The sequence below is a fragment of the Kitasatospora sp. NPDC088351 genome (assembly GCF_040685575.1).
GTDB lineage: Bacteria > Actinomycetota > Actinomycetes > Streptomycetales > Streptomycetaceae > Kitasatospora.
In genome coordinates this window covers 1-15,795 of sequence record NZ_JBFBIL010000043.1, presented here as the reverse complement: position 1 = coordinate 15,795, position 15,795 = coordinate 1, and the positions used below count along the sequence as shown (strand labels likewise).

Annotated in this window: 16 protein-coding genes; 7 read left to right on the top strand and 9 right to left on the bottom strand. The window is 73.4% G+C overall.

What is annotated here, in order from left to right:
• The 4 genes from AB0P06_RS25895 to infC form a co-directional block, all read right to left on the bottom strand.
• Positions 1-867, bottom strand: a complete 867-nt coding sequence (locus tag AB0P06_RS25895; RefSeq protein WP_363611265.1) for an RNA methyltransferase — start codon at positions 865-867, stop codon at positions 1-3.
• An 85-nt stretch (positions 868-952) separates the two neighbouring features.
• Positions 953-1,348: a 50S ribosomal protein L20 gene (gene rplT / locus AB0P06_RS25890; protein WP_030055649.1), complete on the bottom strand. Its 396-nt coding sequence runs from the start codon at positions 1,346-1,348 to the stop codon at positions 953-955.
• 107 nt (positions 1,349-1,455) lie between these two features.
• Positions 1,456-1,650: a 50S ribosomal protein L35 gene (gene rpmI / locus AB0P06_RS25885; RefSeq protein WP_030055648.1), complete on the bottom strand. Its 195-nt coding sequence runs from the start codon at positions 1,648-1,650 to the stop codon at positions 1,456-1,458.
• Positions 1,651-1,792: 142 nt separating this feature from the next.
• Complete coding sequence (gene infC, locus AB0P06_RS25880; RefSeq protein ID WP_363611360.1) at positions 1,793-2,518, bottom strand: translation initiation factor IF-3; 726 nt, start codon at positions 2,516-2,518, stop codon at positions 1,793-1,795.
• Positions 2,519-2,977: 459 nt separating this feature from the next.
• On the opposite strand from infC, the gene AB0P06_RS25875 reads away from it, so the two are divergent.
• The gene (locus tag AB0P06_RS25875) at positions 2,978-3,355 is read left to right on the top strand and encodes a DUF1844 domain-containing protein (RefSeq protein WP_363611263.1); all 378 of its coding nucleotides are present in this window, start codon (positions 2,978-2,980) and stop codon (positions 3,353-3,355) included.
• Positions 3,356-3,439: 84 nt separating this feature from the next.
• On the opposite strand, the gene AB0P06_RS25870 is transcribed toward AB0P06_RS25875, so the two are convergent.
• Entirely contained in the window at positions 3,440-4,183 is a 744-nt protein-coding gene (locus AB0P06_RS25870; RefSeq protein WP_363611261.1) for an SseB family protein, read from the bottom strand.
• A gap of 100 nt (positions 4,184-4,283) precedes the next feature.
• Here AB0P06_RS25870 and AB0P06_RS25865 point away from each other — a divergent pair, with 100 nt between their 5' ends.
• The 3 genes from AB0P06_RS25865 to AB0P06_RS25855 all read left to right on the top strand — a co-directional run bounded on the left by AB0P06_RS25865 (position 4,284) and on the right by AB0P06_RS25855 (position 7,274).
• The gene (locus tag AB0P06_RS25865) at positions 4,284-5,531 is read left to right on the top strand and encodes an alanine racemase (RefSeq protein ID WP_363611259.1); all 1,248 of its coding nucleotides are present in this window, start codon (positions 4,284-4,286) and stop codon (positions 5,529-5,531) included.
• Positions 5,532-5,612: 81 nt separating this feature from the next.
• Positions 5,613-6,056, top strand: coding sequence for a hypothetical protein (locus AB0P06_RS25860; RefSeq protein WP_363611257.1), 444 nt, complete (start codon positions 5,613-5,615; stop codon positions 6,054-6,056).
• Between the two features lie 297 nt (positions 6,057-6,353).
• Positions 6,354-7,274, top strand: coding sequence for a lytic polysaccharide monooxygenase (locus AB0P06_RS25855; protein ID WP_363611254.1), 921 nt, complete (start codon positions 6,354-6,356; stop codon positions 7,272-7,274).
• A 137-nt stretch (positions 7,275-7,411) separates the two neighbouring features.
• Here AB0P06_RS25855 and AB0P06_RS25850 read toward each other — a convergent pair whose 3' ends face one another.
• The 4 genes from AB0P06_RS25850 to AB0P06_RS25835 form a co-directional block, all read right to left on the bottom strand.
• Positions 7,412-8,518 (bottom strand): DUF2510 domain-containing protein, encoded by a 1,107-nt coding sequence (locus AB0P06_RS25850; protein WP_363611252.1) that lies wholly within the window; start codon positions 8,516-8,518, stop codon positions 7,412-7,414.
• Between the two features lie 111 nt (positions 8,519-8,629).
• Entirely contained in the window at positions 8,630-9,436 is an 807-nt protein-coding gene (locus tag AB0P06_RS25845) for a 3-oxoacyl-ACP reductase (protein WP_363611250.1), read from the bottom strand.
• A 10-nt stretch (positions 9,437-9,446) separates the two neighbouring features.
• Positions 9,447-10,814 (bottom strand): aldehyde dehydrogenase family protein, encoded by a 1,368-nt coding sequence (locus AB0P06_RS25840; RefSeq protein WP_363611248.1) that lies wholly within the window; start codon positions 10,812-10,814, stop codon positions 9,447-9,449.
• A gap of 5 nt (positions 10,815-10,819) precedes the next feature.
• Complete coding sequence (locus AB0P06_RS25835; protein WP_363611246.1) at positions 10,820-12,205, bottom strand: glutamine synthetase family protein; 1,386 nt, start codon at positions 12,203-12,205, stop codon at positions 10,820-10,822.
• A 155-nt stretch (positions 12,206-12,360) separates the two neighbouring features.
• Here AB0P06_RS25835 and AB0P06_RS25830 point away from each other — a divergent pair, with 155 nt between their 5' ends.
• The 3 genes from AB0P06_RS25830 to AB0P06_RS25820 all read left to right on the top strand — a co-directional run bounded on the left by AB0P06_RS25830 (position 12,361) and on the right by AB0P06_RS25820 (position 15,511).
• Positions 12,361-13,104, top strand: coding sequence for a gamma-glutamyl-gamma-aminobutyrate hydrolase family protein (locus AB0P06_RS25830; RefSeq protein WP_363611244.1), 744 nt, complete (start codon positions 12,361-12,363; stop codon positions 13,102-13,104).
• Between the two features lie 381 nt (positions 13,105-13,485).
• Positions 13,486-14,550: a cation diffusion facilitator family transporter gene (locus AB0P06_RS25825; RefSeq protein ID WP_363611242.1), complete on the top strand. Its 1,065-nt coding sequence runs from the start codon at positions 13,486-13,488 to the stop codon at positions 14,548-14,550.
• Positions 14,551-14,608: 58 nt separating this feature from the next.
• Complete coding sequence (locus AB0P06_RS25820) at positions 14,609-15,511, top strand: 5'-3' exonuclease (protein WP_363611358.1); 903 nt, start codon at positions 14,609-14,611, stop codon at positions 15,509-15,511.
• Positions 15,512-15,795 lie beyond the last annotated feature (284 nt).

Sequence of the window (15,795 nt, the reverse complement as noted above, 5' to 3'; positions counted from 1 at the left end):
CTACGCCTGCGCGCGACACCCGCCGGGCGAGCGCTGCGCCCGGGCCGAGGCGTAGAGGCAGACGGCGGCGGCGGTGGCCAGGTTGAGGCTCTCGGCGTGCCCGTGGATCGGCACCCGCACCACCTCGTCGGTGAGCGCGCGGGTCTCCTCCGGAAGCCCCCAGGCCTCGTTGCCGAACACCCATGCGCCGGGCGCGCCCAGGGTGCCCTCGTCCAGTTCCTGATCCAGGTCGCGCTCCCCCGCGCCGTCCGCGGCGAGCACCCTGACGCCGGCCTCGCGCAGCCGGCCGACCGCCTCCTCGACCGGCACGCCGACGGCGACCGGGAGGTGGAACAGGCTGCCGACCGAGGCCCGGACGGCCTTCGGGTTGTACAGGTCCACCGAGGCGTCGGTGAGCACCACGGCGTCCGCGCCGGCCGCGTCGGCGGTGCGCAGCACGGTGCCGGCGTTGCCGGGGTCACGGACGTGGGCGAGGACGGCGACCAGCCGGGGGCGGGCCCTGAGCACCTCGTCGAACGGGGTGTCGATGAAGCGGCAGAGCGCCACGATGCCCTGCGGCGTCACGGTGTCGCAGATCTCCGCGATCACCTCGTCGGTGGCGGTGAGCACCGGCAGGCCCTCGGCCTCGGCGGCGGCGACGATGCCGGCGTGCCGCTCGGCGGCCTCCAGGGTGGCGTACACCTCGACCACGGCGTGGTCGGACGAGCCCGGCAGCCTCCCGAACGCGACCGCCTCGCGGACGGCCTGCGGGCCCTCGGCCAGGAAGCGGCGGTCCTTGCTCCGCTGGTTGCGCTTGGCGAGCCGGCGGGCGGCGACGACGCGGGGCGAGCGCAGGGAGGTGAGCAGGGGGGTGTCGGTGCTCTGCATGGTCTCGTCTCTGTGGCGGAGGAAAGCAAAACCGGACCCGCAGGGAGAGCCTGCGGGTCCGGTCAGCTCAACTGATCCAGGAAGATCAGGCGGCGTCGGCGGCGGCCTTCGGGGCGTTGACGTCGGCCGGCAGCGCCTTCTGGGCCACCTCGACGAGCGAGGCGAACGCGCCCGGGTCGTTGACGGCGAGGTCGGCCAGCATCTTGCGGTCGATCTCGACGCTGGCGGCCTTCAGGCCCTGCACGAAGCGGTTGTAGGTGATGCCGTTGGCACGGGCCGCAGCGTTGATGCGCTGGATCCACAGCTGACGGAAGTCGCCCTTGCGCTTCTTGCGGTCGTTGAAGTTGTAGACCAGCGAGTGGGTGACCTGCTCCTTGGCCTTGCGGTACAGGCGCGAACGCTGGCCACGGTAGCCGCTGGCGCGCTCCAGGATGACCCGGCGCTTCTTGTGGGCGTTGACTGCCCGCTTGACGCGTGCCACTTGATTACTCCTTGGGTTGGACCACGGACTACTTCACGTGGTCCGTCATTCGAATGGGTCGGGAAGGATCAGCTGCCCCGCTCGGCTCGCGCCGGGCGGGAGGGCGATCACTTGCCGAGAAGCTTCTTGATCTTCTTGGCGTCAGCGGGGGCCAGCTCGACGGTCCCGGCCAGCTTGCGGGTCAGCGTCGAGGGCTTGTGCTCCAGGAGGTGGCGGCGGCCGGCGCGCTCGCGCAGCACCTTGCCAGAGCCACTGATCTTGAAGCGCTTGCTGGCGCCACTGTGCGTCTTCTGCTTCGGCATTTCGCCGTATCTCCTCGTCGGTCCGCCCACGCCCGCGCGGATTGCGCCGCGCGGGCGTGAACTGGATGGATCTGCGGTGACCGGGCGGGACGCCCCGTCACCTCTGGTGGCCGGTCTCCCGGGCCGCCCTGGCCGTTACGGCTCAGGCGTCCTGGGAGGCCTCGGCCGGCTGCTCGACCTCGGCGGCGTCCTCGACGTCGGCCTCGTCGGCGTCCGCCTCCGCCTCGGCCGCGGCGTTCTCGGCCTCGAGCGCCGCGTCGTCGGCCGCGGCGTCGTCGTCGGAGCCGACGGTGCGGCCCTGACGCTCGGCCTTGCGGGCGTCCGCGAGCGCGCGGGCCTCGGCCATCGCCTCGGTCTTCTTCTTGTGCGGGCCAAGAACCATGATCATGTTTCGGCCGTCCTGCTTGGCCGAGGACTCCACGAAGCCCAGGTCCTGGACGTCGTTCGCCAGCCGCTGCAGCAGTCGGAAGCCCAGCTCGGGGCGGGACTGCTCACGACCGCGGAACATGATCGTGATCTTGACCTTGTCGCCCTGCTTGAGGAACCGGACGACGTGACCCTTCTTGGTGTCATAGTCGTGCGGGTCGATCTTCGGCCGGAGCTTCATCTCCTTGATGACCGTGTGCGCCTGGTTCTTGCGCGCCTCACGGGCCTTCATGGCCGACTCGTACTTGAACTTGCCGTAGTCCATGAGCTTGCACACCGGCGGCCGGGCGGTCGCCGCGACCTCGACCAGGTCGAGGTCGTACTCCTGCGCGAGCTCCAGCGCCTTGGCAAGCGGCACGATGCCGACCTGCTCGCCGCTGGGACCGACGAGTCGCACCTCGGGGACGCGAATCCGGTCGTTGATGCGGGGCTCGGTGCTGATGGGGCCTCCTCGGTTGCACCTTCTGCGATGCGGCCGTCGGACGGCGGTCGCACGTAGTGGACTCGACCACTGGGCGGGGCTTCATTCGTGCTGCGCTGCCTGACTTGCTGCTAGGCACTGCATGCACCGCGACACGAAAAAAGCCCCGCTCGGTACAAGCGGGGCTCCACACAACCGGGGGCGGCGCCCGGTGAGGGGCACTGCGGGCGACTCGGCGCCTGGGCGCCCGTCGCGGACCGGACCCGTCGACGGTGAAGCCGATCAGGTGGGAGACTTTCGGGATTGCCCCTCGGGGCCTCCTGGGTGGAGCCTCCACTTGCTGGCCCGGCGTCCTGAGGACTCCTGGCCGGTCAGTCTCGAAGCTTACCGTGCCGCCCGGTCGAACGCCATTCCGCCCCTTCGCGCGCCCCCTTGTACGCTCCCTGTGTATCTACACCGGCACGACGGAACGAGCCACCCTTGAGCAGCGAGCCCACCAAGAACCCCGCCGCGGACGACGACGCGATCGGCTTCGACGACCTCACCCGGGACATCGCCGAGGTCCCGGCCGTCGAGGTGATCACCACCGTCGCGGTGCACCTGATGAGCGCCGCCGCCGTCAAGTGCGGCCTGGCCGAGGGCGGCGAGGCGGACAAGGACCTCGACGAGGCGCGCAAGCTGATCACCGCGCTGGCCGGGCTGGTCACCGCCGGCGCCCCCGAGATCAGCAACTTCCACGCCGCGCCGCTGCGGGACGGCCTGAAGTCGCTCCAGCTGGCCTTCCGCGAGGCCTCCCTCGTCCCGGACGCGCCGGGCGCGGGCCCGGGCGAGAAGTTCACCGGGCCGGTCTACGCCTGAGCCCTCGCACCCCGACGCGGGAAGGTGCCCCCTCGAAACCGAGGGGGCACCTTCGTATTCGGAGCGGGAGGCGCGGGGTGCGCGCTACCGCCGGTAGAGCGGTTCGCCGGGCAGCTGCGCGTCCGTCGGCAGCACGGCCAGGCTCAGGCCCCGGTCGAGCCGCACCCGCAGCACCGGGTCGGCCGCGACGGCCTGCCCGACCCGCTGCGCGGCCTCCTGCACGGACGGCTGGTCCAGGGCCGGGTCCAGCACCACCGCGAGCAGCCCGTCCCCGTCCTCGTACGGCGCCAGCAGACCGCTCACCACCTGCGGCTCGGCCGCCAGCAGCGCCCGGACGGCCTCCCGCACCTCGGGGTCGCGCACCGGCGGCAGGTACGGGCGGTTCTCCGCCAGCGCGCGCAGCCGGGCGCCGCTCAGCCGGTACGTGACCGGGCCGGCCGGGTCGATCAGCAGGGTGTCGGCCCGCTCGGAGAAGGCCACCATCGCGGCCTGCGGCGCGGCGACCGGAGCCGGGCGGGCGTCAGCGCGCCAGCGGGCCAGGGTCTCCAGCGAGGTGAAGGCCGGCAGGGCCCGGCGGCCGTCGGCGGCCTCGATCACCGGGACGGCCATGTCGCTGGTCTTCTCGCGCTTGAGCCCGTTCTCGTCCAGCTCCACCTCACCGAGGATGGCGACGATCGGGACCATCAGCCGGGTCGGCGTCAGCGCCGCGAGCAGCTCCGGTTCGGCCGTGTCGCCCTGCGACCAGCGCGCGAGCGCCTCGACGAGCGCCGGGTCGGCGGTGCCGTCGTCTCCGGCGAATCCTGGGTTCGGGATGTTCTTGCGGTCCACGCGGCCGACCCTATGCCACCTCACACCCGCGGCCCGCGGAGGTCGGCGGACGCCGTCACACCCCTACCCACCGGTAGGAGGGGTGTGGCAGTCTGCGCGCATGGCCACGCCCGATGTCGCTGCCGCCCCCGCCGTCCCCGCCACCGTCCCGGCCGGCTCGCCGAGTGCCGACCGGGCCCGGTACGACCGGGCCACCGCCCATCTGGACGGGCCGGTGGCCGTCGTCGACCTCGCGGCCTTCGACGCCAACGCCGCCGACCTGGTGCGCCGCGCCGCCGGGAAGCCGGTCCGGGTGGCCAGCAAGTCGGTGCGCTGCCGGGCCCTGCTGGAGCGGGTGCTGGCGATGGACGGCTTCGCCGGGGTGATGAGCTTCACCCTCGCCGAGTCGCTCTGGCTGGCCCGCTCGGGCCTGCGCGACATCCTGCTCGCCTACCCCTCCGCCGACCGGGCCGGTTTCGCCGAACTGACCGCCGACCCCGGGCCGGCCGCCGCCGTCACCGTCCTGCTGGACGACCCGGCCCAGCTCGACCTGATCGACGCCACCCGGGCCGGCGACGCCGAGGTGCGGGTCTGCCTGGAGCTGGACACCGCGCTGCACCTGCTCGGCGGGCGGATCCGGGTCGGTGCCCGGCGCTCGCCGCTGCGCACGCCCGAGGACCTGGCCGCGTTCGCCGAACTCGTCCAGCTCCGCCCGGGATTCCGGGTGGTGGGGCTGATGGCGTACGAGGGGCACGTCGCCGGGGTGGGCGACCGGGTGCCCGGGCGGCCGGTGCGCTCGCGGCTGATCCGGCTGATGCAGTCCGCGGCCCGGGCCGAGCTGGCCGAGCGGCGCGCGGCGGCGGTCCGACGGCTGCGGCAGGTCGCGGAACTGGAGTTCGTCAACGGCGGCGGTACCGGCAGCGTGGAGTCGACCGCGGCGGAGCCGGCGGTCACCGAGGTGGCGGCCGGCTCCGGACTGTACCAACCGCGGCTGTTCGACAACTACCGCTCGTTCCACGGCAGGCCGGCCGCGCTGTTCGGCCAGCCGGTGGTGCGCCGGCCCGGCGTCGGCGTGGTGACGGTGCTCGGCGGCGGCTACCCGGCCTCCGGCGCGGCCGGCCCGGACCGCTCGCCGGTGCCCTGGCTTCCGCCGGGGCTGCGCTACGACCCGATGGAGGGCGCCGGCGAGGTGCAGACCCCACTGCTCGGTGCGGCCGCCGACGACCTGCTGATCGGCGACCGGGTCTGGTTCCGGCACGCCAAGGCGGGTGAACTCTGCGAGCGCTTCGCCGAGCTGCACCTGATCGAGGGCGACCGGGTGGTGCACACCGCCCCGACCTACCGGGGCGAGCGGAAAACCTTCCTCTGAACGGTCCGGGCCGGCGCGCCGGTCGGGCGGGTGCTCTACCGTGGTATAAGCGGGAACCGCAAGCGACCAGAGGGGGCAGCTGTGGAAGCCGAGATCGTGCAGCAGCTGGTGACGTCGGGTGCCACGACGGTGGTCGGACTGATGGCCACCGAGGCCTGGACGCAGGTGCGTTCGCGTCTCGCGACGCTGCTGGGGCGGGGCCGGGACGTCGCGGAGGTGAGCGCCGAGCTGGAGGTGATCCGGGGCGAGGTGGTCGAGGCGGACGGCGACGACGAGGTGCTCGCCGACCACGCCGCCGAGCTGCGCGGCCGGCTCCGCCGGATGATCCGCCAGAACCCGGAGGCGGCGGCCGAACTCCGGTCGATTCTGGACGAGTTCGCGCCTGCCACCCGGCCCGGCGAGGGCGCCGCGGTGCACAACGTGATCAGCGGTGGGACGGTGCACGACGGCACCGTGGTCCAGGCGCACACGGTGAACGGACTGGCCATCGGCCAGGTACCGGGCGGCCACCGGCCGCGGCGCTGAGCCGGGGGCGCCCCGGGGATATCCCGGGCCGCCGGGGGCGGTTCAGGCCCGACACCTTTTCCGAGCCTTAAGAAGGCCCGATGGAACGGCTAACTTCGCCGACCTGTCGGGCCTTTGCATCGCTCGTACGACTACAGTCCGTCAAAAAGTGCGACACAACGGGCTATTGCCAGTTGGTCTAGTCCAATCATACGCTCAGCCGGGGGTCGGCGCGCCGGGCCGACGGCCCCCGGGCAGACGTGCCCGTTCGTCCCCCCACAACCTCGGCCCGGAACACGGTCAAGGAGTCCCCACCCCATGTCCATCAAGCGAAGTGTCCTGTCCGTCGGCGTCGTCGGCGCCGCATTCCTCGCCGTGGCGGCATCCACCGCCGGCACCGCCAGCGCCCACGGCACCATGACCAACCCGGTCAGCCGCGTCGCGGCCTGCTACGCCGAAGGCCCGGAGACCCCCAAGTCCCAGGTCTGCAAGGACCTCGTCGCGATGAGCGGCACCCAGCCGCTGTACGACTGGAACGAGGTCAACATCGCCAACGCGAACGGCAACCACCAGGCGCTGATCCCGGACGGCAAGCTCTGCTCGGCCAACCGCGACAAGTACAAGGCGCTCGACATGCCGCGGACCGACTGGCCCGCCACCCCCGTGCACGCGGGCAGCTTCGACTTCAAGTTCCGCGTCACCGCGGCCCACGTCGGCACCCAGACGGTCTACATCACCAAGCCGGGCTACGACCCGACCAAGCCGCTGAAGTGGTCCGACCTGGACCCGACCCCGGTCGCCCAGGTGCCGGTCACCCGCAACCCCAGCGACGGCTACTACAACTACACCGGCACGCTGCCGCAGCGCACCGGCCGTCAGCTGCTCTACATGGTGTGGCAGCGCAGCGACAGCCCGGAGGCGTTCTACAGCTGCTCCGACGTCGACTTCGGCCAGCCCGCCGCGGCCGGCCAGGCCGTCTCGGCACTGTCCGCGCAGGCTCCGGCCGCGCCGAGCGAGCAGCAGATCGCCGCGGACGCGCCCAAGTCCACCGTCGCCCACCACGGGCACGGCGGCGACCAGAACGAGCCGGCCGGCGCGGTGGTTCCGACCTCCAGCGCCGCCGTCGGCAGCTCGCCCACCGGTCCGCTGCTGCTGAGCGGTGCCGCCGCGATCAGCGTCGGCTGGGCCGGCATGGTGCTCCGGCGCCGTCGCATCGAGGCTGTTCGACGCGACTTCTGACCGCCGGAGGCCGGGGTCGGACCGCCCGCCAACCCCCGGACGGTCCGGCCCCCGCCAGCCCGTAGTGCAGACCCGAACGACGACGGCCCACCCGGATCCTTCCGGGTGGGCCGCCGTGCGTGAGCTGAGCGGTGCGGTCAGGTGGTGGCGGTGCCGCCGTCGGGGCCGGCGCCGCCGCCGGGGAAGGCGGGGATCTTGCCGCTGTAGTCGGCGATGCCCTTGACGATGGTGTCCATCACGGAGACGTCGGGCGCCTTGGCGGCGATGTCGAAGCCCAGGTGGACGGAGACCAGCGACTTGCCGTCGGCGGACGGGAAGACCACGGTCTGGACGTAGCCGTCGTTGCCCTTGGCCGCGTCGACCTTCCAGCGGACCAGGTAGCCGTCGCGGCCGTCGACCTTGACCGCCTCGGACTTCAGCTCCTCGTGGGAGTTGATGTCGTTGTAGGAGTCCTTGGCCGCCTTCTCGATGTCCGCCTTGGCCGCCGCCTGGACGTCGGTGCCGCCGCCGGAGATCTGGCCGGTGTTGGCCCCGCCGAGCGAGCAACTGCCGCCGCCCTCGCAGGTGTAGGAGCCGACGCTGAGCGCGGCGAAGCCGTCGGTGGTGGTGCCGCCCTCCCAGCCGGAGGGGACGGGCAGGGTGATCCGGTTCACCAGGTCGGGGGCGATCCCGCTGCCGGACAGCGGGCCGCCCTTGCCGTTCCCGTTCCCGTTGCCCTTTCCGTTCCCGTTGCTGCCACCGCCGTTGCTGCCACCGCCGTTGCCGTTGCCTCCGTTGCCGGGCTGGCCGTCCCCGGGGCCGTTACCGCCGTACGGCGGGGCCTGCCGAGCGGTGCGGTGGGGCGCCCGGTCGCCGTGCCCGTCCATCGCCAGGTAGGTGACCCCGGACCCGACGCCCAGTCCGAGCACCGCCGCCACGGTGGCCGCGACCACGAGCTTGGAGGGCTTGCGCCGGGGCCTGGGCGCGGGCGGCACCGCGGCGCCGTAGGCGGCGCCGAAGGGGGGCGGCCCGGGATGGCGGACCGTCGGCCCACTCTCCAGCACCTCCCCCTCCAGCACCCGGGTCTCGGCGGTCGCGTCCGGCCCCGGAGCGTCCGCCACCGGGGGTACCGGGGCCGGCGCGTCCGAGGGTGCGGGCCGGGTACTGGCCGTCCAGCCCTTGCCGTCCCACCAGCGCTGCGGTCTCGGGTCGCTGGTGGTGTCCTTCGGGTCCGGGTACCACCCGGCGGGAATCTGCTCACTCACGACAGAGAATCTAAAGGCACGCGGATAAACGCGATATCAGCGGGACCGCGAATTCCGGGGTTTTTCGATGAGATTACGGTGAGAACCCGCCGGGCGGCCCCGCGCCGCCGCCTACAGCGGGGTGACGTACGCCCCCGCGATCCCGCCGTCGACCAGGAACTCGCTCGCCGTGATGAAGGAGGAGTCGTCGCTCGCCAGAAAGGCGACGGCGGCCGCGATCTCCTCGGCCCGGGCGAACCGGCCGAGCGGGATGTGCACCAGCCGGCGGGCCGCCCGCTCCGGGTCCTTGGCGAACAGCTCCCGCAGCAGCGGGGTGTCCACCGGCCCCGGCGAGAGCGCGTTCACCCGGATCCCCTCGCGGGCGAACTGCACCCCCAGCTCCCGGGACATCGCCAGCACCCCGCCCTTGGAGGCGGTGTAGGAGATCTGCGAGGTGGCCGCGCCCATCCGGGCCACGAAGCTGGCGGTGTTGATGATCGAGCCGCGCCCGTGCCGGCGCATGTACGGCAGCGCGGCCTTGCAGCACAGGTAGACGGAGGTGAGGTTGACCTCCTGCACCCGCCGCCAGGCCTCCAGGCCGGTGGTCAGGATGGAGTCGTCCTCCGGCGGCGAGATCCCCGCGTTGTTGAACGCCACGTCCACGCCGCCGTACGTCTCGTAGGCCTGGTCGAACAGCGCCTCGACCATGTACGGGTCGGTGACGTCGGTGTGCACGAAGAGGCCGCCGACCTCCTGGGCGGCCGCCTTGCCGCTGCTCTCGTCGATGTCGGCGCAGACCACCTTGGCGCCCTCGGCGGCGAGCCGGCGGGCGGCGGCCAGACCGATGCCGCTGCCCGCGCCGGTGATCACGGCGGTGCGGCCGACCAGGCGCCGGCAGACCGGCGCGTCCTTCCCGGTGGTGGCGGGCTTCTCGGTCATGGCTGGTCCCCTACTCCTCGCTCCGGATGAAGACGTTCTTGGTCTCGGTGAAGTGGGCCAGCGCGTCCGGCCCCAGCTCCCGGCCCACGCCGGACTCGCCGAAGCCCCCGAACGGCGTCCAGTACCGCACCGAGGAATGGGAGTTGACCGAGAGGTTGCCCGCCGCGACGCCCCGGGCCAGGCGCAGCGCCCGGCCGAGGTCCCTGGTCCAGATGGAGCCGGAGAGGCCGTAGCGGGTGGCGTTGGCGAGCCGCAGGGCGTCCGCCTCGCCGTCGAAGGGCAGGACGACGGCGACCGGGCCGAAGATCTCCTCGGTGACGGCGGGCACGTCCGGGTCGGTGGGCGCGAGGACCGTCGGCGGGTACCAGAACCCGGGGCCGTCGGGCACCCGGCCGCGGGCGAGCACCGGCAGGTCGGGGGTGACGTAGGAGGCGACCCGGCGGACCTGGGCGGCGGAGATCAGCGGCCCGAGCCGGGTGTCCGGGTCGGCCGGGTCCCCGGTGCGGACGGCCTCGACGGCGGGCAGCAGCAGGGCGAGGAAGTCGTCGAGGGCCTCGCGCTGGACCAGGATCCGGCTGCGGGCGCAGCAGTCCTGGCCGCTGTTGTCGAGGAAGGACATCGGGTCGGCGGCGCGGGCGAGATCGGCGTCGGCGAAGACGATGTTGGGGCTCTTGCCGCCGAGTTCGAGGGTGACCCGCTTGGCGCGGGCGGCGCACCGGGCGGCGACCTCCTTGCCGACCACGGTCGAGCCGGTGAAGACGATCCCGCGGACGGCCGGGTGGTCGACCAGGGCCCGCCCGGTGACGGGGCCGGCGCCGGGGACGACCTGGAACAGGCCTTCGGGCAGCCCGGCGGCGAGGGCGAGTTCGGCCAGCCGCAGGGCGGTGAGCGGGGTGGCCTCGGCGGGCTTGAGCAGGACGGCGTTGCCTGCGGCGAGGGCGGGCGCGAAGCCCCAGGCGGCGATCGGCATCGGGAAGTTCCACGGGGCGATCACGCCGACCACGCCGACCGGCTCGTGGAAGGTGACGTTCAGGCCGCCCGCCACCGGGATCTGCCGGCCGGTCAGCCGTTCCACTCCCCCGGCCGCGTACTCCAGCAGGTCGCGGACGTTGCCGACCTCCCAGCGGGCGTTGCCGAGGGTGTGGCCGGCCTCGCGCACCTCCAGGGCGGCGAGTTCGGGGATGTGCACCTCGACCTGGTCGGCGAAGCGGCGCAGCAGCCGGGCGCGTTCGCCCGGGGCGAGGGCGGCCCAGCCCTGCTGGGCCTTGAGGGCGCGCTGGACGGCGGCGTCGAGCTGCTCGGGGGTGGTGTCGGGGACGGTGGCGAGCGGCTCGCCGGTGGCGGGGTTGAGGACGGTGCTGGCGGTGGGCTCGGGCATGGTGCTCACATCCGCTCGAAGGATCGGTAGCGCTCCCAGTCGGTGACGGCGCCGTCGTAGGCGGCCTGTTCGACCCGGGCCATGTGGAGGTAGTGCTCGACCACGTCGTCGCCGAACGCGGCGTGGGCGAGTTCGCTCTCCGCCCAGAGGCCGGCGGCCTCGCGCAGCGAGCCGGGCACCCGGGCGTACTCGTCGGCGGCGTAGGCGTTGCCGAGGCAGGGGGCGGGCAGGTCGAGCTTCTGCCGAAGGCCGTGCAGCCCGGCGGCGATCATTCCGGCCACGGCGAGATACGGGTTGGCGTCGCCGCCGGGGACGCGGTTCTCCATCCGCAGGCCGGGGCCGCGGCCGACGACGCGGTAGGCGCAGGTGCGGTTGTCCCGGCCCCAGGCGACGGCGGTCGGGGCGAAGGAGCCGGGCCGGTAGCGCTTGTAGGAGTTGATGTTGGGCGCGTAGAGCAGGCCGAACTCGCGCAGCGCGGTGAGCTGTCCGGCGAGGAAGTGCCGCATGGTGTCGGTCATCCGCCCGTCGCGGCCGGCGAAGGCCGGGGCGCCGTCGGCGTCGCGCAGGGAGAGGTGGATGTGGCAGCTGTTGCCCTCGCGCTCGTCGTACTTCGCCATGAAGGTGAGCGCGCAGCCCTGTTGGGCGGCGATCTCCTTGGCTCCGGTCTTGTAGACGCTGTGCTGGTCGCAGGTGGTGAGGGCGTCGGCGTAGCGGAAGGCGATCTCGTGCTGGCCGAGGTTGCACTCGCCCTTGGCGGACTCGACGACGAGCCCGGCGCCGGCCATCTCGTTGCGGATCCGGGCGAGCAGCGGCTCGACCCGGGCGGTGCCGAGCAGTGAGTAGTCGACGTTGTACTGGTTGGCCGGGGTGAGGCCGCGGTAGCCGCCGAGCCAGGCCTGTTCGTAGGTGTCGCGGAAGACCAGGAACTCCAGCTCGGTGCCGATGTCGGCGGCGAGTCCGTGCTCGGCGAGGCGCTCGATCTGGCGGCGGAGCAGCTGGCGGGGCGCGGCGGCGACGGGGTGGCCGCCGTGCCGGGCGAGGTCGGCGGTGACCTGGGCGGTGCCGGGCTGCCAGGGGGTGCGCCGGAGGGTGGCGAGGTCGGGGCGCATCGCGAAGTCGCCGTAGCCGCTCTCCCAGGAGGAGAGGGCGTAGCCGTCGACGGTGTTGAGGTCGATGTCGACGGCCAGCAGGTAGTCGCAGGCCTCGGCGCCGTGTTCGGCGACCTCGTCGAGGAAGAAGCGGGCGGCGAAGCGCTTGCCCTGGAGGCGGCCCTGCATGTCGGTGAAGGCGAGCGCGACGGTGTGGATCTCGCCGGCGTCGACCAGCGTGCGCAGTTCGTCCAGGGTGAGCGGCGGGCGCGGCGGCGCGCCCGCGGTGGCGTGGTCGGGCATGGCGGAACCCTCCTCCTCGATCACTCTGCGAGATCGGTCGGTCACAGCGAACCGTACGGCCTGCCCCTGACAGCGCGGAAGAGGGCGGGCGGGTGTGGCGCGCCGAGAGCCCGGATTGACGGGTTATCAGGTGGTGCGGGAGGAGAATGCGCGCCATGGATCGCAGGCCTTTCATCGGCGTCAGCACCTACGTGGTGGACGCGAGTTGGAGCGACTGGCGGGATCGCCGGGTGGCGTTGGTCCCCGAGCGGTACACCGCGTACGTGCGGGATTCGGGCGGGATCGCGGTGCTGCTGCCGCCGGACGCCCCGGAGCGCGCGCCGGAGGTGCTCGCCCGGCTGGACGCGCTGGTCATCGCGGGCGGGCCGGACATCGACCCGGCGTACTACGGGCAGCCTCCGCACCCGTCGACGGAGGCGGACGCTCCGGAGCGGGACCAGTGGGAGTCGGCGCTGGTCCGGGCCGCGCTGGCCGCGGGCATCCCGCTGCTGGGCATCTGCCGGGGCATGCAGGTGCTCAACGTGGTGTGCGGCGGCTCGCTGGTGCAGCACCTCCCGGACGTGGTCACCCCGGACGTGCACGGCGGCTCGCCCGGCCGGTACCGGGAGCACGCCGTACGGCCGGTGCCGGGGACGCTGCTGGGCGGGCTGCTGCCGGAGAGCGAGCTGACCGTGCCGACCTTCCACCACCAGGCGGTGGACCGGCTGGGCTCGGGGCTGCGGGTGAGCGCGCACGCGCCGGACGGCACGGTCGAGGCGGTGGAGGGCCCGGGCTTCGCGCTGGGCGTGCAGTGGCACCCGGAGCAGGGCGACGACCTGCGGGTGATGCAGGCGCTGGTACGGGCGGCGACGGCGGCGCGTTCGGTGCCGCTGGAGGCCGTGGAGGCGGCGCTGGGCTGAGGCCCGGCGCGGAACGGGCGGCGGGCCGGGGGCGGGCTGGGGCGGGCCCGCCGGAGTGGCGGGCACCCCGGCCGCGCCGGCGGCGAGCAGCGTGGGCACCACGCCCCGGCGGGCCGCGACCGGCCGGGGCGGCGCCTCCCGCCGCCGGCCGTGGCCGAGCGGGGCGGCGATCGTCGCCGGGCCGAGCGGTCCGGCGCCCCTCATGGCGGTTCCTCCCCTGCTCAGCGGCGGCGTGGCCCTACCGGAGCGAGGTGCCGCGACGGCAACGACAACGGTCACCAGTACAGCCTTTGGATCTCCGTCCGATCTGCGGTTCACTTCGGGTGCAGGGCGGTCGCGCCCCTTCCCCCCTACCCCCCGTGCGTCCAGGAGAGGACATCGATGGCCGGGTACGAGCACTCCCACGATGATCATGCGCATGACCACGGGCACACGCCCGACCGGCAGCCGTCCGGCGGTCACGGGCACGGCGGGCACTCGCACGGGGTGGCCGCCGACGCCGACCGCCGCTGGCTGCTGAGCGCGCTCGCGCTGATCGTGGTGTTCATGGCCGGCGAGGTGGTGGTCGGCTTCGCCGCCAAGTCGCTGGCGCTGATCTCGGACGCCGCGCACATGCTCACCGACGCCGCCTCGATCGTGCTCGCCCTGGTCGCGATGCGGCTGGCCGCCCGGCCGGCCCGGGGCGGGTACACCTACGGGCTCAAGCGCGCCGAGATCCTCTCCGCGCAGGCCAACGGGGTCACCCTGCTGGTGCTCTCCGCCTGGCTCGGCTACGAGGCGATCACCCGGCTGTTCGAGCCGCCGGAGGTGGCGGGCTCGCTGGTGCTGGTCACCGCGCTGGTCGGGATCGTGGTCAACCTGGCCGCCACCTGGTGCATGTCGAAGGCCAACCGCACCTCGCTCAACGTCGAGGGTGCCTTCCAGCACGTGCTCACCGACCTGTACGCGTTCATCGCCACCGCCGTCGCCGGCGTGGTCATGCTGACCACCGGCTTCGTCCGGGCCGACTCGATCGCCTCGCTGATCGTGGTCGCGCTGATGCTGCGGGCCGGTATCGGCCTGGTCCGGGACTCCGGGCGGATCTTCCTGGAGGCCGCGCCGGCCGGCATCGACCCGGACGCCGTGGCGGACCGGCTGGTCGCGCAGCCGCTGGTGGCGGAGATCCACGATCTGCACATCTGGGAGATCACCTCCGGCCAGCCCGCCCTGTCGGCGCACATCCTGGTCACCCCGGGCGGCGACTGCCACGCCGTCCGCCGCGAGCTCCAGCGGCGGCTGGCCGGCGAGTACGGGATCACCCACAGCACGCTCCAGGTCGACCATGTCGGCGAGGACGAGGCCGGCGCGCTGCTCCAGATCACCGCGCCGACCGGGCGCGGCCCCGACCCCGAGCACTGCGCCGACTCGCACGGTCCGGTCCACCGCGCCGGCCCGCACCAGCACTGAAACCGGCGGGCTGTCCGCCCGGTACGGCATGATCTGAGGCGTGACCGCACCGCGACTGATGCTGCTCGACTCCGCCAGCCTGTACTTCCGGGCCTACTTCGGTGTGCCGGACACCCTGCGCTCCCCGCAGGGTGAGCCGGTCAACGCCGTCCGGGGCCTGCTGGACTTCATCGCCCGGCTGGTCCAGGACCACCGGCCCGACCAGCTGGTCGCCTGCATGGACGCCGACTGGCGCCCGCAGTGGCGGGTGGACCTCATCCCCTCGTACAAGACGCACCGGGTCGCCGAGGCGGCCGAGGACGGCGAGGAGGAGGTGCCCGACACGCTCGCCCCGCAGGTCCCGGTGATCGAGCAGGTCCTGGACGCGCTCGGCATCGCCCGGGCCGGCTCCCCCGGTTACGAGGCGGACGACGTGATCGGCACCCTCACCGCCCGCGCCACCGGCCCGGTGCAGATCGTCACCGGGGACCGCGACCTGTTCCAGCTGGTCGACGACGCCCGGGCGGTCACCGTGCTCTACCCGGTCAAGGGCATGGGGAACCTACAGGTCACCGATGACGCGCTGCTGCTGGAGAAGTACGGCGTGCGCGGTGCCCGGTACGCCGACATGGCCGCGCTGCGGGGGGACCCGAGCGACGGCCTGCCGGGAGTCAAGGGCATCGGGGAGAAGACGGCCGTCCAGCTGATCAACGAGTACGGGGACCTCGCCGCCGTCCGGGCCGCCGCCCTGGACGCCGGCTCCAAGCTCACCCCGGCCCGTCGGCGCAACATCGTCGAGGGCGCCGGCTACCTGGACGTCGCGCCGACGGTGGTCCGGGTCGCCACCGACGCGCCGCTGCCGGAGTTCGACCCCGCCCTGCCGCGCGAGCCGCTGGACCCGATGACCCTGGAGGAGCTGTCCGCCCGCTGGGGCCTGGGCACCTCGCTGGAGCGGGTCGTGGAGGCCCTCGCCACCCGCTGAACCCGTACGCGAGGGCGGCCGGGATCGGACGGTTGGGCACGAGGACAAGGGGATTAGGGCCGTCCTCGACACCTCGCTCCCGGCAGGCCGATGAACTCCCGCCCGCTATCCGATAGTTGAGCTCGCGTCAAGAACGGCGGTCCACCGGTCCAGGGCCCGTCACACAGGCGAACCCTTGGAGTCGGGCGCTCGCCGGCGGACATCGTCATCCGCCGGTTTCGACCCGGGCTACGCCGCCCAGCAGAACATGGCGATCGGCTGCATCAGCCCCAACGACCACCAGC

Coding starts and splice junctions, on each gene's coding strand:
- AB0P06_RS25895 (WP_363611265.1), bottom strand. CDS start 867: ATGCAGAGCACCGACACCCCCCTGCTCACCTCCCTGCGCTCGCCCCGC.
- rpmI (WP_030055648.1), bottom strand. CDS start 1,650: ATGCCGAAGCAGAAGACGCACAGTGGCGCCAGCAAGCGCTTCAAGATC.
- AB0P06_RS25865 (WP_363611259.1), top strand. CDS start 4,284: ATGGCCACGCCCGATGTCGCTGCCGCCCCCGCCGTCCCCGCCACCGTC.
- AB0P06_RS25855 (WP_363611254.1), top strand. CDS start 6,354: ATGTCCATCAAGCGAAGTGTCCTGTCCGTCGGCGTCGTCGGCGCCGCA.
- AB0P06_RS25845 (WP_363611250.1), bottom strand. CDS start 9,436: ATGACCGAGAAGCCCGCCACCACCGGGAAGGACGCGCCGGTCTGCCGG.
- AB0P06_RS25840 (WP_363611248.1), bottom strand. CDS start 10,814: ATGCCCGAGCCCACCGCCAGCACCGTCCTCAACCCCGCCACCGGCGAG.
- AB0P06_RS25835 (WP_363611246.1), bottom strand. CDS start 12,205: ATGCCCGACCACGCCACCGCGGGCGCGCCGCCGCGCCCGCCGCTCACC.
- AB0P06_RS25830 (WP_363611244.1), top strand. CDS start 12,361: ATGGATCGCAGGCCTTTCATCGGCGTCAGCACCTACGTGGTGGACGCG.
- AB0P06_RS25825 (WP_363611242.1), top strand. CDS start 13,486: ATGGCCGGGTACGAGCACTCCCACGATGATCATGCGCATGACCACGGG.
- AB0P06_RS25820 (WP_363611358.1), top strand. CDS start 14,609: ATGCTGCTCGACTCCGCCAGCCTGTACTTCCGGGCCTACTTCGGTGTG.